Consider the following 20,640-nt stretch of genomic DNA (forward strand, 5'->3'; position numbering starts at 1 on the left):
GTCACGTTTCGCTAATTATGAAACATTTCCAGGCATTGTGTAAAGCTCTTGCTGAGCCGCCGCCACAGCCAGATCCTCCCAGGCCATCCCGACGCTCTTGAAGAACCTCGGCCGGTCGGTGGGGACAACTGCCTTGCCGTTGACGAGTTCTGACAGATTAGCAAGGGAATCCGATTCCCGGATCGCCCCCTCCGCGATCGGCATCAGCAGATCACCCGCCTCCCGGAGGGCGCAGGACCGGGCCTCCACGTACCGGGCGGATCGTACGACGAGGGCGGTGTCCACCTCGCGGGCGGCCGGCTCGTGCGAGCCGACGGCCGCGACGGCGGCGTGGTCCGGCACCAGGCGGCCGTCGAAGAGCGGGGTGCGGGCGGTGGTGCAGCAGACCACCAGATCGGCCCGGGCCACGTCGGCCGCGGTGCCCGCCTCGGCGGCCAGGCCCAGGGTGCGGGCGTGGGCGACCAGGGCGGCGGTGGGCTCGGCGCTGCGGCCCACCACGGTGACCCGGGTCAGCGGGCGCACCGCGCGCAGCGCGTCCAGGTGCGCGTACGCCTGCGGGCCCGCGCCGAACAGCACCAGGTGCTCGGCCTCCGGCACCGCCAGCTCGCGCAGCGCCAGCGCGGTGACCGCCGGGGTGCGCAGCGAGGTGAGCGCGATGCCGTCGTAGAGGGCCACCGGCTGCAGGGTCGGGCCGTCGAGCAGCAGGTAGCTGCCGGTGATCCGGGGCAGGCCGCGGGCGGTGTTGCCGTGCGCGACACCGGCGATCTTCACCCCGGTGTAGCGGGCCGAGGCGGCCGGCATCAGCAGCAGCTCCCCGGCGGGCACCGGGATGTTGCTGCGCTGCGGGCACTCCTCGGGGTCGAGCCCCTCGCGCAGCACGCGCGCGAGGGACTCGACGGCCTGGGCCGGAGTGAGGGTCAGGGGCAGGGTGGTGACGGACATCAGAGCAGGAATCCCGTTCCCAGCGAGTCGTGCGGATCGAGGACGAAGCGGTGCTCGCCGGTGCGGTGCGCGGAGCCGGTCACCTCGGTGACGACGCCGTCCCGGTGCTCCCCGGCGAGCCTGCCGGTGAAGACCGTACCGATGACCGACTCGTGCCGCAGCACGTCACCGGGGGCGATCCGCCCCTCGGCGCCGAGCAGGGCGAGCCGGGCGGAGGTGCCGGAGCCGCAGGGCGAGCGGTCGATCTGGCCGTCGGCGAAGACGGTGACGTTGCGCTGGTTGGGCCCGGCCAGGGTGTCCGGCAGCTCCTCGTGCAGGATCACCCCGTAGACCCCGGAGAGCCGGGGGTCGGTGGCGTGCCGGGTGGCCGGCTCCCCGGCGAGGGCGGCGCGGATCTCGCGGCCGATCGCGGTGAGCTCGGGCAGATCCTCGGTGGTGACGGTGAGGCCGAGCTCGGTGGCGCTCACCGAGGCGTAGCAGGCGCCGGAGTGCGCGAGGTCCACGCTCACCTTGCCGCGCGAGGTCTCCACCAGCAGGCCCCGGGCGCTGACGGCGGTGGGCACGTTGCGGAAGGTCACATCGGTGGTGCGGCCGCCGGAGCGGTGCACGGCGGCGCTGACCCGCCCGGACGGGACGTCGATCCGCACCCAGGCCACGCCGTCCTCGGGGGCGGCGACCAGGCCCGCGTCCACGGCCCAGGCGCCGAGCGCGATGGTGCCGTGGCCGCAGGCGGTGGAGTAGCCGTCCTTGTGCCAGAACAGCACCCCGAAGTGGGCCTCGGAGTCGTCCGGGGCCACCACGAACCCGCCGTACATCCCGGCGTGCCCGCGCGGTTCGCGGGTGAGCAGCTTGCGCACGTCGTCCAGGGCGCTGGGGCGCGGCGCGGTGGCCGTGCCGCCGGCACCGAGCGCGATGGCCCGGCGCTCGGCGACGGTGTCGCCCACGATCGGCGGCAGCCCGGAGGTGACGATCCGGAACGGCTCGCCGGCCGTGTGGTAGTCGACCGTGGCGATGTTGAGCGTCATCGCGGCGTCCCGGCGGGGAGCACGGTGACGGTGCGGCTGGCGGTGTAGAAGTCCAGCACGGCCTGGCCCTGCTCGCGCGGGCCGTAGCCGGCCGAGTTGGAGCCGCCGAAGGGCAGGTGGAAGTCCACGCCGCTGGAGGGGGCGTTGACCCGGATCATGCCGGCGTCCAGGCGGTCGGCGGCGGCCAGCGCGGTGTCCAGCTCGCGGGTGTGCACCGAGGTGGCCAGCGAGTGGCGGGTGGAGTTGGCGATCGCGATCGCCTCGTCCAGGTCGGCGGCGCGCAGCAGCACGGCCACCGGCCCGAAGAACTCCTCCTCGAGCAGCGGGTGCCCGGCCGGGACGTCCTCGAGCAGGGCCGGCTCGAAGTACCAGCCCGCGCGCTCGGCGCGGGCGCCGCCGGTGAGCACGGTGGCCCCGGCCGCGCGGGCCGAAGCCACGGCCCCGGTCAGGCGGTTCAGCGCGCCCTCGTTGATCACCGGGCCGCAGGCGGTGCCGGCCTCGGCCGGATCGGCGGCGGGGGTGCCGGCCAGCGCCTTGGTGAGGGCCTCGGCCAGCGGCTCGTACGCGTCGCCGACGGCGATCACCCTGCTGGTCGCGGTGCACTTCTGCCCCGCGTACCCGGCGATCGCGGCGGCCAGGTGGGCCGCGGCCTGGGCGATGTCGGCGTCGGGCAGCACCAGCGCGGCGTTCAGGCCGCCCATCTCGGCCTGCACCGGGATGCCGCGCGCGGTGGTGGCCGCGACCACCGCCTGCCCCACGGCGGTCGACCCGGTGAACGAGACCACGTCGGCGGCCGAGACCAGGGCGCCGCCCTCCTCCGCACCACCGGGCACCACCGTGAACACGCCCTCCGGCAGACCCGCCAGCTCGGCGATCCGCAGCGCACAGGCCGTCCCCTCCGGGGCCGGCTTGAGCACCACGGTGTTGCCCACGGCCAGCGCCGGGGCGGCCTTCCAGACCGGGATGGCCAGCGGGAAGTTCCACGGCGTGATCAGCCCCGCCACCCCGTGCGGGCGCCGACGCGTCATCAGCAGCCCCTCCCCGGCGGCCGGCTCGTGCACCTCGCCGGTCGCGGCGAACGGCGCCTGGCTGTAGTACCGCCAGATCGCCGCCGTCCGCGCCACCTCGCCCCGAGCCTCGGCCAGCGGCTTGCCCACCTCACGGACCGTCAGCTGCGCCAGCTCCTCGGCGTGGGCCTCCACGGCCTCGGCGGCCTTCGCCAGGGCCGCCGCCCGCCCGGCCGCACCGAGCTTGAGCCAGCCGGCCTGGGCCGTACGGGCCCGCTCCACGGCGGCCTCGACGCCGAACGCACCGGGCGTCTCGACGGTGACCACCAGGTCGGACGGGTCGGCGGGGTTGTACGAGCTGACGGTCATTTCGCGAGCCTTTCTGGGGGGGTTTACCACCGGGGGCGCGGGGAAATGCGCGCCCAGCCCTCTACGAAGGTGCACGGTTGCGCGCGCAGTTCCCCGCGCCCCTGCTGTGGTTTCTGTAAGCGGTCAAGCTCTACAGCAAGAATCCAGCCGGGAAGGGATCAGCCGGATCGAGGAAGTACTGCGCCGTCCCGGTCACCCAGGCTCGACCGGTCACGGTCGGGATCACGGCCGGGTGGCCCGCCACGGTGGTCTCCTCGACCAGGCGGCCGGTGAAGGAGGTGCCGATGAACGAGTCGTTGACGAAATCACGCCCGATCGGCAGCTCGCCGCGGGCGTGCAGCTGGGCCATCCGGGCCGAGGTGCCGGTGCCGCAGGGCGAGCGGTCGAACCAGCCGGGGTGGATGGCCATCGCGTGGCGGGAGTGCTCGGCGGTGGAGCCGGGGGCGGCGAGGTAGACGTGGTGGACGCTGTGGATGGACGGGTCCTCCGGGTGGACGGGCCGCGCCGCCGTCGCGTTGATCGCGTCCATCATGGCCAGCCCGGCGTCCAGGATGTCCTGCTTGCGCTCGCGCTCGAACGGCAGGCCGAACTCGGCCAGCGGCAGGATCGCGTAGAAGTTGCCGCCGTACGCGAGGTCGTAGCCGACCGTCCCGTACCCGGGCACCTCGATCTTCTGGTCCAGGGCCACCGCGTAGGAGGCCACGTTGCGGATGGTCACGGCCTTGGCCGCGCCGCCCTCCACGTGCACGTCGGCGATCACCAGACCGGCCGGCGTGTCCAGGCGGACGGTGGTGACGGGCTCGACCACCTCGACCATGCCGGTCTCCACCAGCACGGTGGCCACCCCGATGGTGCCGTGGCCGCACATCGGCAGCAGGCCGGAGACCTCGATGTAGAGCACGCCGAAGTCGGCGTCCGGCCGGGTGGGCGGCTGGAGGATCGCGCCACTCATCGCGGCGTGGCCGCGGGGCTCGTACATCAGCAGGGTGCGGAAGTGGTCCAGGTGCTCCTGGAAGTGCACCCGGCGCTCGGCCATGGTGGCGCCGGGGATGACGCCGAACCCGCCCGTGATCACCCGGGTCGGCATGCCCTCGGTGTGCGAGTCGACGGCGTGGAAGACATGACGGCTGCGCATCGGTTCTCTCCCGGTTGAGTCAGATGGGGGACGGGAGGGCCGGCTGCCCCCGCAGCCGGCCTCTTCACGAGCGTCAGACCAGACCGTTGGCGATGGCCTGCTCCGTGGCGGCGCGCACGGCCTTCTCGATCTCCGGGGAGAGCGCGAAGCGCGGGGCGCGGACGGGGCCGCCCGGGCGACCGGCGATGTCCATCGAGAGCTTGATGGCCTGGACGAACTCGGTCTTGGAGTCCCAGCGCAGCAGCGAGTGCAGGGACTTGTAGAGCGGCAGGGCCGTGGTCAGGTCGCCGGCCACGGCGGCCTGGTAGAGCTTGACGGTGGCCTTGGGCAGCGCGTTCGGGTAGCCCGCGATCCAGCCGACGGCACCGGCCAGCGCGAGCTCCAGGAGCACGTCGTCGGCACCGATCAGCAGGTCCAGGCCGGGGGCCAGCTCGGCGATCTCGTAGGCCCGGCGGACGTCGCCGCTGAACTCCTTGACCGCGACGATCGAGCCCTCGCCGTGCAGCTGGGCGAGCAGCTCGGGGACGAGGTCGACCTTGGTGTCGATCGGGTTGTTGTACGCCACGATCGGCAGGCCGGCCTGGGCCACCTCGGCGTAGTGGGCGCGGACGGCGGCGTGGTCGGCGCGGTACGCGTTCGGCGGCAGCAGCAGGACGGAGCCGGCGCCGGCCTCGGCGGCCTGCTCGGCCCAGCGGCGGGACTCGGCGCTGCCGTAGGCGGCGACGCCGGGCATCACGCGGGAGCCGTCGCCGGCCGCCTCGACGGCGGTGGTGACGACGCGGGCGCGCTCCTCGGCGGTGAGGGTCTGGTACTCGCCCAGGGAGCCGTTGGGCACCACACCGTCGCAGCCCGACTCGATCAGCCAGCGGACGTGCTCGGCGTAGGCGTCGTAGTCGACGGAGAGGTCGTCACGCAGCGGCAGCGTGGTGGCGACCATGATGCCGCGCCAGGGGCGAGCGGGCTCGTGCGAAGCGAGAGACACGGGGACAACTCCCTAGGTGGTGAGGTGTGACATTTTATTGTAGTGGACAGTGCAGCCACAAGAGGGCTGCACCCGTCCGAATGATCGGTCAGTATGTCGGATCATCGGCCGGAACGGCGGCCAGATCTCCGAGCCGCACCGGGCCGGCGAGCGGACGGCTGTCGGCGCGGGGTGCGCCACCGCCCGCCAGGCAGGCCACGGCCGCGCCGCACATGCGGCCCTGGCACCAGCCCATCCCGGCCCGGGTGAGCAGTTTGACGGTGCGCGCGTCGCCCGCACCCAGGTCGTCCACGGCCTCGCGGATCTTCGCGACCGAGACCTCCTCGCAGCGGCAGACGTCCGTCTCCGGGGTCAGCCACTCCGGCCAGCCGGGGCCGGGCCGGTGCGCCGCGGCCATCAGGCCGGCGAAGGCCCGCCGGCGGCGCTGCCGGGCCCGCAGGCCGCCCGGCACCTCCCGGCCGGCGATCACCCGGGCCGCCAGCTCGCCCTCGGCCACCGCCAAGTCGGCGCCGCCGACCCCGCAGGTCTCTCCCGCCGCCCAGAGCCCGGGCAGACTGGTGCGCAGCTCGGCGTCGACCCGCAGGCCCACCGTGCCGTCGCCCAGCTCCACCGTCTCGGCGCCCAGCTCGGTGGCGAGCTCGATCTGCGGCACCAGGCCGTGCCCGATCGCCACCGCGTCGCAGGCCAGGTACCGCTCGGTGCCGGGCACCGGGCGCCACTGGCGGTCCAGCTTGGCGATCGTCACCCCGGTCACCCGGTCGGTGCCGTGCGCCTGCACCACGGCGCTGGAGCGACGCAGCCGCACCCCGTGCCGCAGCAGCTTGGCGCCGTGCTCGGCGCCCTCCACCAGCTTGGCGGGGTTGGCCGCCAGCGTGGTGACCCCCCGGGCGTAGCCCAGGTAGTCGGTGGCCTCCACCACGGCCGGCACGCTCGCCCCGGCCGAGACCAGCGAGGAGGCGGCGGCCAGCAGCAGCGGGCCGGAGCCCGCCACCACGATCCGCTTGCCCGGCAGCACCAGGCCGGCCTTGAGCATGGCCTGGGCGCCGCCGGCCGTGACCACCCCGGGCAGCGTCCAGCCGGGGAAGGGCAGCTGGCGCTCGTAGGCGCCGGTGGCCAGCAGCACGGCCGCGGCCGGCACGACGGCCGTGCCGCCGGAGCCGCCGGGGCCGGTGGTGGCGTGCAGCCGCCAGCCCTCGCCGGTCTCGGCCGTCCACACCTGGTGCTCGGTCAGGTAGGTCAGCCGGCCGAGGTCGGTCTGCCGCTTGAGCCGGGCGGAGAGGCCGGTGAAGATGCCCCAGCCGTGGTGCAGCTTCTCCGGGTGGGCGGCCTTCAGACCGGGGGCCGGGTGGCGGTAGTACTGCCCGCCGGGGCGCGGGCCCGCGTCGAGCAGCGCGCAGCGCAGGCCGAGCTCGGCGGCCGTGACGGCGGCCGCGAGCCCGGCCGGGCCCGCGCCGATGACGGCGAGGTCGAAGGACTCCTGGGGCTCAGATGGCGAGGTCGGCACGGCCGTGGCCCTCCTGGGTGGTGACGGTGTCGCCGGGCTGGGCGGGCAGCAGGCAGGTCCGCTGGTTGGGGCGGCCGTTGACGGTGGCCAGGCAGTCGTAGCAGGCGCCGATCCCGCAGAAGGCGCCGCGCGGGCGGCCCTCCACCCGGGTGGTGCGCCAGGCCAGGATGTCGGCGGCCCAGAGCGCGGCGGCGATCGACTGGCCGGGCAGCGCCGGGATCTCGCGGCCGTCGAACTCGATGATGTGCGCGGCCTCGGGCCGGGCGCCGACCAGCGAGGCGGGGGTCTGCCGGGCGCCGCTCATGACTCCTCCTCGATGAACCGGTCGGGACGGAAGGGGGTGAGGTCCAGGGCGGGCGGCTGCCCGGTCAGCTGGTCGGCGATCAGCCGGCCGGTGGCGGGGGCCAATCCGATGCCCGCGCCCTCATGGCCGCAGGCGTGGTACAGGCCGGCCACCCGGGCGTCGGCCCCCACGGCCGGCAGGTGATCCGGCAGGTACGGGCGGAAGCCCCGGTAGGCGCGCTGCACGGTGACCTCGGCCAGCACCGGGAAGAGCTTGACCGCGTTGGCCGCCAGCCGGTGCAGCACCTCCACCGACAGCGTCCGGTCGAAGCCCACCCGCTCGCGGCTGGCGCCGATCAGCACCGGCCCGGCCGGGGTGCCCTCGACCACGGCCGAGGTCTGCAGGGCGGCGGAGCCGCTGGCCACGTCGGCCACGTAGTCGGCCGCGTAGACCTTGTGCCGCACCACCCGGGGCAGCGGCTCGGTGACCAGCACGAAGCCCCGGCGGGGCATCACCGGCAGGCGCACCCCCGCCAGCTCGGCCAGCTCGCCGCCCCAGGTGCCGGCCGCGTTGACCACGGCGGGGGCCTCGATGGTGCGGCGCTCGGTGACCACGCCGGTCACGGCGCCGTCGGCCCCGGTGCGCACCGCCGTGACGGCCTCGCCGAGGTACAGCGCGGCCCCGGCCGCCCGGGCGGCGCGCAGCAGGTGGGCGGCGGCCAGGGCCGGCTGCACCTGCGCGTCCTGCGGGTAGTGGAAGCCCCCGGCCAACCCCTCGGCCAGGTGCGGCTCCAGCTCGCGCAGGCGCTCGCCCGCGATCTCCGCCGACTCGACGCCGACCTCGGCCTGGTGCGCGGCGAACTTGCGCAGCGCGGCCATCCCGGCCTCGCCGGAGGCCACCACGAGCCCGCCCTTGGGCTCGTACTCGACGGCCTCCCCGAGCTCTGCGGCCAGCTCCCGCCACAGCCCGGTGGAGTACAGCGCGAGGTCGAGCTCGGGGCCCGGCTCCTTGTCGGAGACCAGCAGGTTGCCCTCGCCGGCCCCGGTGGTGCCGCCCGCGACGGGGCCGCGGTCGACGACGGCCACGGCCAGGCCGGCCCGGGCGGCGTAGTAGGCGCAGGCGGCACCGACGACTCCGGCGCCGATCACCACGACATCGTGGAGGGATCTCTTGAGCACGTCAGTAATATGTCACACTGCAGTGTGGCTTGCCAAGAGCACGTAAACAGCCGGGGAAGCAGCGCCGACGACGAAGGGCGTGGGGGAAGCCTCCCCCACGCCCTCTCACTCACCCGGCAGTGCTCAGGTGATGTCGTCCATCTGCTCGCCCCGGGCCGCCGGGATCGGCGCCGGTGCGGCCGGCGCCCCCGAGGCCTCCACCGGCTCGGCGGCGGCCACGTCCTCCACCGAGAGGTCGAGGTGCGAGGCCTCCTCGTCGTCCAGGCCGGCGTCCGGGTTGCGCTTGGCCCGGCGGCGGTCGTTGACCATCGCGATCGCCACGGCGATGAAGTACAGGCCCCAGATCGGCGCCGCCAGCGCGAGCATGCTGAGCGGGTCGGTGGAGGGGGTGGCGAAGGCCGCGAAGACCGTGATTCCCATGATCATGCCGCGCCACCAGCCGAGCAGCCGCTTGCCGGTCACCATGCCCGCGAAGTTGAGCATCACCAGCAGCAGCGGGAACTCGAAGGCGCAGCCGAAGACCAGCAGCAGCCGGGTGGCGATGTCGAAGTAGTCCTCGGGCGGCAGGATCGGCGTCGTCCCGGAGGGGCTGAACGAGATCAGCACCTGCACGGTGGTCGGCAGCAGCAGGTACGCGCAGGTCACACCGGCCAGGAAGAGCGGCACGCCGGCGCCCAGGAAGCTCAGCGCGTAGCGGCGCTCGTGCTTGTGCAGACCGGGCGAGACGAAGGCCCACAGCTGGTACAGCCAGACCGGCACGGTGGCCACCACGGCCGCCGTCAGGGCGACCTTGAGCGTCCAGGTGAACGGCGTGGTCAGGCCGATGTTCGAGATCTGCGCGCACTTGCCCTTGAAGTTGTGCGCCGACTCGGCGTCGCACTGCGGCAGCGGCTTCAGCAGGAAGGTCTCGATCTGCTTGTGGAAGTACAGCGCCACGATCGTGAGCAGCACGATCGCGAGGACCGACTTGACCAACCGGCTCCGGAGCTCGCGGAGGTGGTCGGCCAGGGCCATCCGGCCCTCAGGGTCCTTGGGCGTTTTCGACGACTTGCTCAACCCCGGTCCTCAACAACTCGTGCGGTGGTGCCGGCCGGGCGGCGGGCACCGGTACTGCTAATCCTGGCGTGGCGCTTCTTCCGGCTGGGCCACCGGGCGGGAGTCCGCGCCGGGGGCTCCGGGGGCCGGCTTGACCGCCTTGGGGGCCGGAGCCGCCTGTGGCTGCTCCTCCTCCGTGCCGTCCTCGCGCAGCGCCTTGGCCTCACTCTTCAGGATGCGCGCGGACTTGCCGAGGTTGCGGGCGAGCTCCGGCAGCTTCTTCGCGCCGAACAGCAGCAGCGCGAGGACCACGATCACCAGGATCGCGATGGGCGAGACCCTCATGGGTGACCACCTTCCCGTCGCGTGGGAGGCATTCCCCCACGCGGGCGATGGTAGCCCGTGCCGGTGACGCGGCGGCAACCGCCGCCCGCCACTTCGTCGGCTACCACCCCTCCCTCCAGTGTCAGCCCCGCAGCGGGATCTCCCCGCCTGCCTCGGCCAACGCCCGCGAGGCGCCGTCCACCGCCCGGGCCAGCCGCGCGGCGTCCAGCCAGAGCCGGGCCCCGAGCGCCCCGAGCACCAGCAGCCCCGCAGTGGAGAGCAGCACGGCCGCGATCACGTACCAGGTCACAGTGGGCTCACCCTTCGGCCGGGACGAGCCGCATGGTGCTGACCCCGGCTCCGGTCAGGGCGGCGACGATCTTCTCCCCGGCCGGCTTGCGGACGGCTGCGCCGCAGGCCGGGCAGGTGAAACTGTAGAAGGTCCGCTCCCGGGTGGCGCCGAGGGCCAGCCGGAAGGCGGCGGCCGGGAGCTCCACCTTCTCCCGGCAGTCCGAGCAGTAGACCTTGAATCTGGCGGAGTCGCTCACCGCTCGGACCCGTAGTGCTCGAGCGCCGCGCGGGCGGCGGAGCCGGCCTGCTCGGCGAGCTCGGCGGGGGCGACGATCCGGCCGTCCCGGCCCAGCCGCAGGGCGAGCGGGCGCAGCCCGGCCGGGTCGGCCGAGCGCAGGGTGATCCGCAGGCCGCCGTCGGGCAGCTCCTCGGCGCGGTCGTGGGTGTAGTACTCGGCGACCCAGCGCCCGCCGGGGCCGACCTCCACGATCACCTCGGGGTCGTCGGCGGCGGGGTTGACCAGGCCGGCCGAGAGGTCCCGCGGCTCCAGCCGCGGCGGGTCGGCCGGCTCGTCCAGCACCTTGATCTCGGCCACCCGGTCGAGGCGGAAGAGCCGGCGGTCCTCGGAGACCCGGCACCACCCCTCCAGGTAGGTGTGGCCCTCGGTGACCAGGCGGATCGGGTCCACCTCGCGCTCGGTCATGCCGCCGCGCCCGTGCGAGTAGTAGCGCAGCCAGATCAGCCGGCCCTCGCTGAGCGCGCGGTCGATGTCGGCGAAGACCTGGCCCTCGGCCTCGAAGTGCACGCCGACCCGGGCGGAGGCGTCGGCGCTCTCGCCGGCCGCGTTCTCGATCTTGGTGACGGCCCGGGTGAGCGCCTCGCGGTCGCGCTGGCGCAGACCCGGCAGGCCGGCCACCGCGCGGGCGGCCACCAGGAGGGCGGTGGCCTCGTCGGCGGCCAGGCGCAGCGGCTGCGCCACGTCGTCCACGTTGTGCCACCAGATCCGCTCGCCGTCGGTGTCGATGTCGAGCAGGTCGCCGCCGCGGAAGCTGGTGCCGCACATCGGCAGCACGTTCAGGTCGGCGATCAGCTCGCGCTCACTGATGCCGAAGGCGCGGGCCACCTCGGCCACCTCGGCCCCGGGGCGCTCGCGCAGGTAGGTGACCAGCGAGAGCATCCGCCGGGTCTGGTCGATCGCGTTGCTCATGGTCACTCCCCCACGCCGAGGCCGGCGACAGCGCGCAGCCGGTCGATGACATCCGCCCGCAGCTCCTCGGGTGCGAGCACCACGAGGTCGGGCCCGAACTCGGCCAGGTCGGCCCCGAGCCCGTTGCCGTACGGGATCTCCAGCTCGTCCCAGTCGCCCTCGGCCGGGGCGACAGTGAGCGCCTTGGTGCGCAGCGGGAAGCCCGCCCCCCGGCGCAGCCGGATGGTGGCGGTGGCGGTGGCGCCCTCGCCGGCGAAGGCGGCGACCACGGCCCGGACGTCCACATGACCCGGCACCTCGCCGAGGAACCTGCCGGCCCGGGAGCGGACCTTGCCGGTGATCCGGCTGAGCCTGAAGACCCGGGCCGCCTCGCGGTCCCGGTCCCAGCCGGCCAGGTACCAGTGGCCGCGCCAGCACTCCAGCGCCCAGGGCTCCACCTGGCGCTGCTCGGGGGCGGCGGCCCCGGCCTTGCGGTAGTCGAAGGTCACCGGGCGGCGGTCGCGGGCGGCCACCAGCAGCGGCTCGAAGGCGGCCTCGCGGGCCGGGATGAGCGGCTGCAGCGCGCTGTGCTCGGCGTCCTCGGTGAACGGCACCCCGGCGGCGCGCAGCTTCTGCAGGGCGCCGCTGGCCGCGCCGGACATCTTGGCCTGCTGCCAGACCCGGGCGGCCAGGGTCAGCGCGGCGGCCTCCTCGGCGTCCAGGGCGATCTCGGGCAGCCGGTTGCGGTCGCGCCGGGCCAGGTAGCCGACCTCGCCGTCCAGGGCGTTCTCGTCCACGTCGATGATCAGGCCGAGCTCGCGCAGGTCGTCCTTGTCGCGCTCGAACATCCGGTTGAAGGCGTCCTCGCTGCCCTGCTGCCAGGCCTCGCGGTACGCCTCGACGGACTCCCGCAGCTCCTTCTTGGAGAGCGGCCGTCTGGTGTTCATCAGGCACAGGGCGAGGTTCATCAGCCGCTCCGCCTTGGCGATCGCCATCGCTGACCTTTCCGTACGGCGCGCCGGGCGCACCGGGGTTACCCGGGGTGATCGCCCGGCCGACCCGACCGTACCGGTAGCGGGCGCGCCGAGAAAAGCCGAGGGCCTTGCCCGGGAACCGCCGAGGGCGAAGCCCGGGAAACGCAACAGGCCGCACCCCGCCGGAGCGGGGTGCGGCCCTGGAGCCGGATCAGCTGATCGGGTCTCAGACGCCGAGCAGGTCGACGACGAAGATCAGCGTCGAGCCGGCCGGGATGAGCGGGCTCGGCGACTGGTTGCCGTAGGCCTTGTTCGCCGGGATGACCAGCTCGCGACGGCCGCCGACCTTCATGCCGACGACGCCCTCGTCCCAGCCCTTGATGACGCGGCCCTTGCCCAGCGGGAAGCGGAAGGTCTGGCCGCGGTTCCAGGACGCGTCGAACTCCTCGCCGGAGGCGAAGGTGACGCCCACGTAGTGGACCTCGACGTTCGCACCGACGGTGGCCTCGGCGCCGTCACCCACGACGATGTCGCGGATCTGGAGCTCGGTCGGAGCCTCGCCGCCCGGGAAATCGATCTCGGGCTTGGTCTTCTGAGTCACGGAACTCTTCTCTCGGTTGGCTGTACTGCAGGCCCCAGCCTAGCCGTCGGCGGAGCCGCAGCGATCTAGCTGTCGGCGGAGCCCACGCCCGCGTCCAGGATGTCCACCACGAAGACCAGCGTCGAGTTGGCCGGGATCGGGCCGGAGGCCTGGTCCTTGTAGCCGAGCGAGGAGGGGATGACCAGCTCGATCCGGCTGCCGACGGTCTGGCCGACGATGCCCTTGTCCCAGCCCTCGATGACGCTGCCGCCACCGGTGACGAAGCTGAAGGCCTGGCCGCGGTCGAGCGAGGAGTCGAACTTCTTGCCGTCCTTGTACAGCACGCCGGTGTACTGGACGACGACCTTCTCGCCGGACTCGACCTTCTTGCCCTTGCCCTGGATCAGGACGGCGGTCTTGAGCTCCTTGGGGTCGGCCGCGCCGGGCACCGGGGTGATCTCGGCGGCCTTCTTGCCGTTGTCCTTGACCTTGGGGAAGTCGGACGGCGGGTCGGTCATCTCGCCCTGGACGGTGGCGTCCGGGGCGGTGGCCTGCTTGATGTCGATCACGAAGACCAGGTTGTCGGTCGCGCCGACGCCCATCGCGCTGTTGCCCTGGGCACCGAAGGCGGCGGCCGGGGGCGCCACCACGAGCAGGCGGCTGCCGGCCTTGTGGCCGGTCACCACGCTGTCGAGGGCGGGGATGAGCTTGCCCGAGCCGGCCTGGTAGAGCTGCGGCTTGCCCTGGTCGTAGCTGCCGGCGATGTCCTTGCCGTTGGCCCAGTCCTTGGCCGAGAAGTCGACCGAGACCCAGTCGTTCTTGTTGACCTTGGGGCCGTCGCCCTCGCTCAGCTGCTTGACCACGAAGGTGCCTTCGGCAGCCTCCTTGGGCACCTCGATGGTGGGCTTCTTGCCGAAGTCGCCGGTCACCGTCGGGAGCACCTTGGCGGTGTCCTTGATCGGGGGCACCGGGTCGGCCGTCGGCGCGGCCGAGGTGGGCGCCGAGTCGGCGGCCTTCGCCTTGGCGCTCGAGTCGGGCCGGTTGACCATGTACAGGGTCACGCCGCTGCCGACCAGCAGCAGCGCGAGCACCGTGCCGAGGATCACGCCGAGCTTGCCCGCCCCGGGCGGGTTCTCGTCGTAGCCGGCCTCGGAGAGCTCCTGGCGGCGCACCGTGGAGGCGAAGACCTGGGGCTCCTCGTCCTTGACCGGCTCACGCGGCTCGACCGGGGCGGCGATCTGGCTGAGCACCTCCGGCGACACGATGATCGACTCGCCCTCGCCCGGCAGCGGGCCGCCGGGCCGCGCGGCAGCCGGGTCAGCGGCCCCGCCGTTGACGGCTCCGGCCTCGCCCGGGCTCGACGTTTTATCAGACATGACTCCCCATCCATCCGGCCGTTCGAAGCCCTGACCCGGGCCGCGACGACTCATACCACAGTGCTGAGCGGCGCCAGTATGTCAGGTACGCATGAGAGCAGTGGTCGGCCACCCTCTCAGACTGCCGCCAGGATGTCGATCACGAAGACCAGGGTGGAGTTCGCCGGCACCGAGCTCTGGGCCTTGTCCCCGTAGCCCAGGGCGGGCGGGACGACGAGCTCCACCCGGCTGCCGACGGTCTGGCCGACCAGGCCCTCGTCCCAGCCCTTGATCAGCTGGCCGGTGCCGACCTGGAGGGCCTGGGCACCGCCGTGGCTCCAGGAGGAGTCGAACTGCTGGCTGTTGGCCCAGAGCACGCCGGTGTACTGGACGACCAGCTGCTGGCCGGAGGCCACCGGCTTGCCGTCGCCCTTGACCAGGACGTACTTCTGCAACTCGGTGGGCGGGGCCGGCGGGCCGGCCGGGACGGTGATGGTGGGGGCGGCCTTGCCGTTGTCCTTGATCTGGGGGGCGGTGGCCGGGGGCTGGGTGAGGGCGCCGGGGATGGTGCCGTCCTGGGGCACCGCCTCCATCACGTCGAGCACGAAGACCACCGTGTCGGTGGCGCCGACCCCGAGGCTGGAGTTGCCCTGGCCGCCGAAGGCCGCGGCCGGGGGCGCCACCACCAGGAGCCGGCTGCCGACCTTCTTGCCGAGCACGCTCTGGTCGAAGGCCGGCACCAGCTGCCCGCCGCCCGCCTGGTAGAGCTGGGGCTTCTGGCCGCTCGCGAAGGAGTCGGAGACGTCCTTGCCGGTGGTCCAGTCCTTGGCGGTGTAGTTGACCGTCACCCAGTCGTTCTTGGCCACCGCCGGGCCGTCGCCCTCGCTCACCGTGTTCACCACGAACTGGCCGCTGGGCTGCCCGCCCGGCAGGGTGATGGTCGCCTTGGTGCCGAAGTCCCCGGCCACCGTGGGCATCGGCGAGGCGGAGGCCACCGGGCTGGGCACCGCGGGGGCGGTGGCCGGGGCGGTGCCCGAGGGCGAGGCACCGGCGGAGCCGCCGGAGCCGCTGCTGCAGGCGGGGAGCAGGACGAGTGGCAGGACGGCGAGCAGCCCGGCAAGGCGACGCACGGTGGGTGGTCCTAACTGTCGGTCGGCGCTTGACCGTCAGCCTATGACCCGGTTCGTCCCCTTCCCGGGGCCCGACACGCCGATGGGGTGGGCCGGAGCCCACCCCATCGGCGCGATACGGACCGTCACATTCCGGCGATCAGCTTCTCCACCCGCTCGTCCACCGAGCGGAACGGGTCCTTGCAGAGCACCGTCCGCTGGGCCTGGTCGTTCAGCTTCAGGTGCACCCAGTCGACGGTGAAGTCGCGCCGCTGCTCCTGGGCCCGCCGGATGAAGTCGCCGCGCAGCCGGGCCCGGGTGGTCTGCGGGGGCACCGACTTGGCCTCGAAGGTCTTGAGGTCGGTGGTGACCCGCTGGGCCTGGCCCTTGTTCTGCATCAGGTAGAACAGGCCGCGACGGCGGTGGATGTCGTGGTACGCGAGGTCGATCTGGGCGATCCGGGGGTTCGACATCGTCATGTCGTGCTTGGCCCGGTACCGCTCGATCAGCTTGTACTTCATGATCCAGTCGATCTCGCCGGAGACCTTGGCCAGGTCCTCCGTCCGGACGGCCTCCAGGGTGCGGCCCCAGAGGTCGAGCACCCGGGCGATGGTGCCCTCGTTGATGCCCTTGCGGTCGGCGAACTCGAGGGCCTTGCTGTAGTACTCCTCCTGGATGTCCAGCGCGCTGGCCTCGCGGCCGTTGGCGAGGCGCACCTGGTGGGTGCCGGTGAGGTCGTGGCTGACCTCGCGGATGGCCCGGATCGGGTTCTCCAGCGTCAGGTCGCGCATCACCACGCCGGCCTCGATCAGCCGGAGCACCAGGTCGGTGGCGCCGACCTTGAGCAGGGTGGTGGTCTCCGACATGTTGGAGTCGCCGACGATGACGTGCAGGCGGCGGTACCGCTCGGCGTCGGCGTGCGGCTCGTCCCGGGTGTTGATGATCGGACGGGAGCGGGTGGTGGCGGAGCTGACGCCCTCCCAGATGTGCTCGGCGCGCTGGCTGACGCAGAACACCGCACCGCGCGGGGTCTGCAGCACCTTGCCGGCCCCGCAGATCAGCTGACGGGTCACCAGGAAGGGGATCAGCACGTCGGCCAGCCGGGAGAACTCGCCGTGCCGGGCCACCAGGTAGTTCTCGTGGCAGCCGTAGGAGTTCCCGGCGGAGTCGGTGTTGTTCTTGAACAGGTAGACGTCACCGGCGATGCCCTCCTCGTGCAGGCGCCGCTCGGCGTCCACCAGGAGGCCTTCGAGGATGCGCTCGCCGGCCTTGTCGTGCGTCACCAGCTCCGTCACGTCATCGCACTCGGGCGTGGCGTACTCGGGGTGGGAGCCGACGTCGAGGTACAGGCGGGCGCCGTTCTTCAGGAACACATTGCTGCTGCGTCCCCAGGAGACAACGCGGCGGAAGAGGTACCGGGCGACCTCGTCCGGGGACAGCCGACGCTGCCCCCGGAACGTACAGGTGACTCCGTACTCGTTCTCCAGCCCGAAAATTCGGCGGTCCATATGGCATCTTTTCTCTTCTGGGGGCTGGCTGAAACGCGCCGTCAGCCGAAACCCCGTCCGATACCAGTCACGGGACGCGCTATTCCGGCAACTCCCCCACGTCCGGGTCGTCGGAATCCGCGGCGGCGGGCTCGCCTTCGAGGAGGCGGGTCAGCTGGGCGCCCAGCACGCGCTTGAACTTCCGCTTCTGGGGCCGGGTGCGGTCGAGCACCGCGACCTCCAGCTGATCGGTGGTCAGCGTCCGGGCGGTGCCGCCGTTGGGGTCGCGGGCGAGCCCGTCGACGGCCACCTTGAGGGCCTCGGCGAGCGTCATTCCGACCCGGTGGCGCTGCCCGAGGTAGGAGCCGATGGAATCGGCGTTGCCGCCGACCACGACGGTGTTCTTCTCGTCGACGACCGAACCGTCCGGGGTGAGCCGGTAGATCTGGTCGTCCTCGGGGGTGCGGCCGGTCTCGGCGACGACCAGTTCGACCTCGTACGGCTTCTCGCCGACCGAGGAGAAGATGGTGCCGAGGGTCTGGGCGTAGACGTTGGCCAGGCCGCGGGCCGTCACGTCGGCGCGGTCGTAGGAGTAACCGCGCAGGTCGGCGTAGCGGACGCCGCCGATCCGCAGGTTCTCGAACTCGTTGTAGCGGCCGACCGCCGCGAAGGCGATCTGGTCGTAGATCTCGGAGACCTTGTGCAGGGCGCGCGAGGTGTTCTCCGCGACGAAGACGATGCCGTCGGCGTAGGTGAGCACGACCACGCTGCGGCCGCGGGCGATGCCCTTGCGGGCGTACTCCGCGCGGTCCGCCATGGCCTGCTGGGGCGAGACGTAGAACGGTGTGGACACCGGCGGTCATCTCCCTTGTCTGGAGGAGGGGGCGGACTTAGAGGAGGGGGGCCTGGGGGCCGTTGGGGCGCTCCAGGCGCTGGTCGGTGATCGAGACGGCGATCGCGGCCACCTCGTCCGTCTCCAACTGCCGGAAGCCGTCCTCGGTGATCACCGAGACGATCGGGAAGATCTTGCGGGCCAGGTCGGGCCCGCCGGTGGCCGAGTCGTCGTCGGCGGCGTCGTAGAGCGCCTGGACCACCAGGGTGGCGGCCTGCTCGGGGCTGAGCCCCTCGCGGTAGAGCTTCTTCATCGAGCCCCGGGCGAAGACCGAGCCGGAGCCGGTGGCGGCGAAGCCCCGCTCCTCGGACCGGCCGCCGGTGACGTCGTAGGTGAAGATCCGGCCTCGGCCGAGGTCGAGGTCGTAGCCCGCGAACATCGGGACCACGGCCAGGCCCTGCATGGCCATCCCGAGGTTGCCGCGGATCATCGTGGTGAGCCGGTTGGCCTTGCCCTCCAGGGAGAGCACGGTGCCCTCGATCTTCTCGTAGTGCTCCAGCTCCAGCTGGAACAGGCGCACCATCTCGACGGCGAGGCCGGCGGTGCCGGCGATGCCGACCGCGCTGTACTCGTCGGCCGGGAAGACCTTCTCGATGTCGCGCTGGGCGATCACGTTGCCCATGGTGGCGCGGCGGTCACCGGCCAGCACCACGCCGCCGTCGAAGACCGCCGAGACGATCGTGGTGCCGTGCGGCGCCTCGATGGTCAGGCCCTCGGGCAGGCCGCGGCGGCCGGGGATCAGCTCGGGCTGGTGCTGGGCCAGGAAGTCGATGAACGACGAGGACCCGGGGGTCAGGAAGGCAGCCGGTAGACGCCCGGTGCCACCAGTCATGGCTTCCACTCGATTCCCTCCAGGTGGATCTGCTGCGTAGATCAACTACGGATGCCCCGGACCTTACCCGGTCGGCGCGGCCCGCCAACCCTCCCGGACCGTCCGGATGTGTGCGTTCGCGCGCGGCACAATGCCGCGCGCGAACGAAAGACCCAGCCCTCGACCCGATTACTGAAAATCGGGCAATCAGGCTACTGGCCGCCCTTCTGGACAAACTGCCGCACGAAGTCCTCGGCATTCGTCTCCAGGACGTCGTCGATTTCATCCAGGACCGCGTCGACGTCGTCGCTCAGCTTTTCCTGGCGCTCCTTGAGGTCCTCGGACTGCTGCGCTTCAGCAGCCTGCTCCTCGACCTCCTCGGAGGAGCGGTTCGCCCGCTGCTGGCCGCCACCGGTGTCCTTGCTCGCCATTTCCCTCACCCCGCTCGACTGTCTCGGCACTGCCTCAGACCCTATACACCGCGAGCGCGGATCGCCCGTAGTTCTGGTAGAACGCTCCGCACTCCCCTAATTGATTCCCACCTCGGAAGCATTCACCCCTGAGTGACCCGAAGGTTACCCGGCGATTCAACTTCCGCCCGAGAGCACCCGCACCAAGTCCTCCGCCGTACGACAGCGGTCGAGCAACTCCTTGACGTGGTTGCGGGTGCCGCGCAGCGGCTCCAGGGTGGGCACCCGCTGGAGCGAGTCGCGGCCCGGCAGGTCGAAGATCACCGAGTCCCAGGAGGCCGCCGCGACGTGCTCGGCGTACTGCTCCAGGCAGCGGCCGCGGAAGTAGGCCCGGGTGTCCTCCGGCGGCTTGGAGACCGCCCGGGTGACCTCCTCCTCGGTGACCAGCCGCTCGAACCGGCCGCGCGCCACCAGGCGGTTGTAGAGGCCCTTGTCGGCCCGCACGTCGCTGTACTGGAGGTCGACCAGGTGCAGCCGGGAGTTGTCCCAGTCCAGGCCGTCGCGCTGGCGGTACCCCTCGAGCAGCTCCTTCTTGGCCACCCAGTCCAGCTGCCTGGACAGGCTCATCGGGTCGCGCTCCAGCCGGCCGAGCACGTCCTCCCAGCGGGCCAGCACGTCCAGGGTCTGCTCGTCGGCGTCCTGGCCCCAGCGGTCCTCGACGTACTTGCGGGCCAGCTCGCAGTACTCCATCTGGAGCTGGACGGCGGTGAGCTTGCGGCCGCTGCGCAGGGTGATCAGGTGGGTCAGCGTGGAGTCGTGGGAGACCCGGTGCAGGGTGCGCACCGGCTGGTCCACCGCGAGGTCCACCGCGATGAAGGCCTCCTCGATCATGGCCAGCACGAGCGAGGTGGTGCCCAGCTTGAGGTAGGTGGAGATCTCCGAGAGGTTGGCGTCCCCGATGATCACGTGCAGCCGGCGGTACTTCTCGGCGTCGGCGTGCGGCTCGTCCCGGGTGTTGATGATCGGGCGCTTGAGGGTGGTCTCCAGACCGACCTCGACCTCGAAGAAGTCGGCCCGCTGGCTCAGCTGGAAGCCGTCGGCCGAGCCGTCCTGGCCCAGGCCCACCCGGCCGGCGCCGGTGACCACCTGGCGGGAGACGAAGAACGGGGTCAGGTGGCGCACGATGTCGGCGAACGGGGTGGCCCGCTGCATCAGGTAGTTCTCGTGGGTGCCGTAGGAGGCGCCCTTGTTGTCCGTGTTGTTCTTGTACAGGTTGATCTTCTGGCCGTTCGGCAGCTCCAGGGCCCGGGCCGCCGCCTCGGCCATGATCCGCTCGCCGGCCTTGTCCCAGAGCACCGCGTCCCGGGGGTTGGTGATCTCCGGCGAGGAGTACTCGGGGTGGGCGTGGTCCACGTAGAACCGGGCGCCGTTGGTGAGGATCACGTTGGCCAGGCCGATGTCCTCGTCGGTCAGCTGGCTGGCGTCGGCCACGTCCCGCGCGAGGTCGAAGCCCCGCGCGTCCCGCAGCGGGTTCTCCTCCTCGAAGTCCCAGCGAGCCCGCCGCGCCCGGTGCATCGCCGCCGCGTACGCGTTGACGATCTGGGACGAGGTGAGCATCGCGTTGGCGTTCGGGTGCCCGGGCACGGAGATCCCGTACTCCGTCTCGATCCCCATCACGCGCCGTACGGTCATGCGGCCCTCCTTGCCCTGCGCCGGGCCCCCGCCGGGCCTGGCGCTGACGTTGCGATGGTGCGTCTGCCC

At 72.5% G+C, this 20,640-nt stretch carries 22 protein-coding genes; all 22 read right to left on the minus strand.

What is annotated here, in order from left to right:
* Nucleotides 1-15: 15 nt before the first annotated feature.
* Nucleotides 16-942: an ornithine cyclodeaminase family protein gene (locus CFP65_RS06575; RefSeq protein ID WP_104815190.1), complete on the minus strand. Its 927-nt coding sequence runs from the start codon at nucleotides 940-942 to the stop codon at nucleotides 16-18.
* On the minus strand, nucleotides 942-1,967 hold the full coding sequence (locus CFP65_RS06580; protein WP_104815191.1) for a proline racemase family protein: 1,026 nt from the start codon (nucleotides 1,965-1,967) through the stop codon (nucleotides 942-944). Before CFP65_RS06580 ends, CFP65_RS06575 begins: the two co-directional genes overlap by 1 nt.
* A complete protein-coding gene (locus CFP65_RS06585; protein ID WP_104815192.1) occupies nucleotides 1,964-3,343 on the minus strand; it encodes an aldehyde dehydrogenase in 1,380 nt (459 codons plus the stop codon). Before CFP65_RS06585 ends, CFP65_RS06580 begins: the two co-directional genes overlap by 4 nt.
* Before the next feature lie 130 nt (nucleotides 3,344-3,473).
* Nucleotides 3,474-4,478 (minus strand): proline racemase family protein, encoded by a 1,005-nt coding sequence (locus CFP65_RS06590; RefSeq protein WP_104815193.1) that lies wholly within the window; start codon nucleotides 4,476-4,478, stop codon nucleotides 3,474-3,476.
* Nucleotides 4,479-4,551: 73 nt separating this feature from the next.
* Complete coding sequence (locus tag CFP65_RS06595; RefSeq protein ID WP_104815194.1) at nucleotides 4,552-5,415, minus strand: dihydrodipicolinate synthase family protein; 864 nt, start codon at nucleotides 5,413-5,415, stop codon at nucleotides 4,552-4,554.
* Nucleotides 5,416-5,548: 133 nt separating this feature from the next.
* Nucleotides 5,549-6,964: an NAD(P)/FAD-dependent oxidoreductase gene (locus tag CFP65_RS42015; protein WP_104815195.1), complete on the minus strand. Its 1,416-nt coding sequence runs from the start codon at nucleotides 6,962-6,964 to the stop codon at nucleotides 5,549-5,551.
* The gene (locus tag CFP65_RS06605) at nucleotides 6,945-7,268 is read right to left on the minus strand and encodes a (2Fe-2S)-binding protein (RefSeq protein ID WP_104815196.1); all 324 of its coding nucleotides are present in this window, start codon (nucleotides 7,266-7,268) and stop codon (nucleotides 6,945-6,947) included. The genes CFP65_RS42015 and CFP65_RS06605 overlap by 20 nt, the downstream gene beginning before the upstream one ends.
* Nucleotides 7,265-8,425 (minus strand): FAD-binding oxidoreductase, encoded by a 1,161-nt coding sequence (locus CFP65_RS06610; RefSeq protein WP_104815197.1) that lies wholly within the window; start codon nucleotides 8,423-8,425, stop codon nucleotides 7,265-7,267. The genes CFP65_RS06605 and CFP65_RS06610 overlap by 4 nt, the downstream gene beginning before the upstream one ends.
* Nucleotides 8,426-8,548: 123 nt before the next feature.
* Nucleotides 8,549-9,481, minus strand: a complete 933-nt coding sequence (gene tatC / locus CFP65_RS06615; protein ID WP_254552264.1) for a twin-arginine translocase subunit TatC — start codon at nucleotides 9,479-9,481, stop codon at nucleotides 8,549-8,551.
* Nucleotides 9,482-9,538: 57 nt separating this feature from the next.
* Nucleotides 9,539-9,805, minus strand: a complete 267-nt coding sequence (gene tatA, locus CFP65_RS06620) for a Sec-independent protein translocase subunit TatA (protein WP_104815199.1) — start codon at nucleotides 9,803-9,805, stop codon at nucleotides 9,539-9,541.
* Between the two features lie 121 nt (nucleotides 9,806-9,926).
* Nucleotides 9,927-10,094: a hypothetical protein gene (locus CFP65_RS38730; protein WP_158702066.1), complete on the minus strand. Its 168-nt coding sequence runs from the start codon at nucleotides 10,092-10,094 to the stop codon at nucleotides 9,927-9,929.
* A gap of 7 nt (nucleotides 10,095-10,101) precedes the next feature.
* Nucleotides 10,102-10,332 carry a hypothetical protein gene (locus CFP65_RS06625; protein WP_104815200.1) on the minus strand — a complete coding sequence of 77 codons (231 nt, stop codon included), beginning with the start codon at nucleotides 10,330-10,332 and terminating at the stop codon, nucleotides 10,102-10,104.
* Entirely contained in the window at nucleotides 10,329-11,282 is a 954-nt protein-coding gene (locus CFP65_RS06630) for a YafY family protein (protein WP_104815201.1), read from the minus strand. Before CFP65_RS06630 ends, CFP65_RS06625 begins: the two co-directional genes overlap by 4 nt.
* A gap of 2 nt (nucleotides 11,283-11,284) precedes the next feature.
* Nucleotides 11,285-12,256, minus strand: coding sequence for a YafY family protein (locus CFP65_RS06635; RefSeq protein ID WP_104815202.1), 972 nt, complete (start codon nucleotides 12,254-12,256; stop codon nucleotides 11,285-11,287).
* A 205-nt stretch (nucleotides 12,257-12,461) separates the two neighbouring features.
* A complete protein-coding gene (locus tag CFP65_RS06640) occupies nucleotides 12,462-12,836 on the minus strand; it encodes an FKBP-type peptidyl-prolyl cis-trans isomerase (protein ID WP_104815203.1) in 375 nt (124 codons plus the stop codon).
* Between the two features lie 65 nt (nucleotides 12,837-12,901).
* A complete protein-coding gene (locus CFP65_RS06645) occupies nucleotides 12,902-14,191 on the minus strand; it encodes an FKBP-type peptidyl-prolyl cis-trans isomerase (RefSeq protein ID WP_104815204.1) in 1,290 nt (429 codons plus the stop codon).
* 116 nt (nucleotides 14,192-14,307) lie between these two features.
* On the minus strand, nucleotides 14,308-15,300 hold the full coding sequence (locus CFP65_RS06650; RefSeq protein ID WP_104815205.1) for an FKBP-type peptidyl-prolyl cis-trans isomerase: 993 nt from the start codon (nucleotides 15,298-15,300) through the stop codon (nucleotides 14,308-14,310).
* A gap of 125 nt (nucleotides 15,301-15,425) precedes the next feature.
* The gene (gene pafA / locus CFP65_RS06655; RefSeq protein ID WP_104815206.1) at nucleotides 15,426-16,787 is read right to left on the minus strand and encodes a Pup--protein ligase; all 1,362 of its coding nucleotides are present in this window, start codon (nucleotides 16,785-16,787) and stop codon (nucleotides 15,426-15,428) included.
* A 79-nt stretch (nucleotides 16,788-16,866) separates the two neighbouring features.
* Complete coding sequence (gene prcA / locus CFP65_RS06660; protein ID WP_104815207.1) at nucleotides 16,867-17,619, minus strand: proteasome subunit alpha; 753 nt, start codon at nucleotides 17,617-17,619, stop codon at nucleotides 16,867-16,869.
* A 37-nt stretch (nucleotides 17,620-17,656) separates the two neighbouring features.
* On the minus strand, nucleotides 17,657-18,499 hold the full coding sequence (gene prcB, locus CFP65_RS06665; RefSeq protein WP_104815208.1) for a proteasome subunit beta: 843 nt from the start codon (nucleotides 18,497-18,499) through the stop codon (nucleotides 17,657-17,659).
* A gap of 182 nt (nucleotides 18,500-18,681) precedes the next feature.
* On the minus strand, nucleotides 18,682-18,900 hold the full coding sequence (locus CFP65_RS06670; RefSeq protein WP_104815209.1) for a ubiquitin-like protein Pup: 219 nt from the start codon (nucleotides 18,898-18,900) through the stop codon (nucleotides 18,682-18,684).
* 156 nt (nucleotides 18,901-19,056) lie between these two features.
* Nucleotides 19,057-20,571: a depupylase/deamidase Dop gene (gene dop, locus CFP65_RS06675; protein WP_104815210.1), complete on the minus strand. Its 1,515-nt coding sequence runs from the start codon at nucleotides 20,569-20,571 to the stop codon at nucleotides 19,057-19,059.
* Nucleotides 20,572-20,640 lie beyond the last annotated feature (69 nt).

Source organism: Kitasatospora sp. MMS16-BH015, from assembly GCF_002943525.1.
Taxonomy (GTDB): domain Bacteria; phylum Actinomycetota; class Actinomycetes; order Streptomycetales; family Streptomycetaceae; genus Kitasatospora.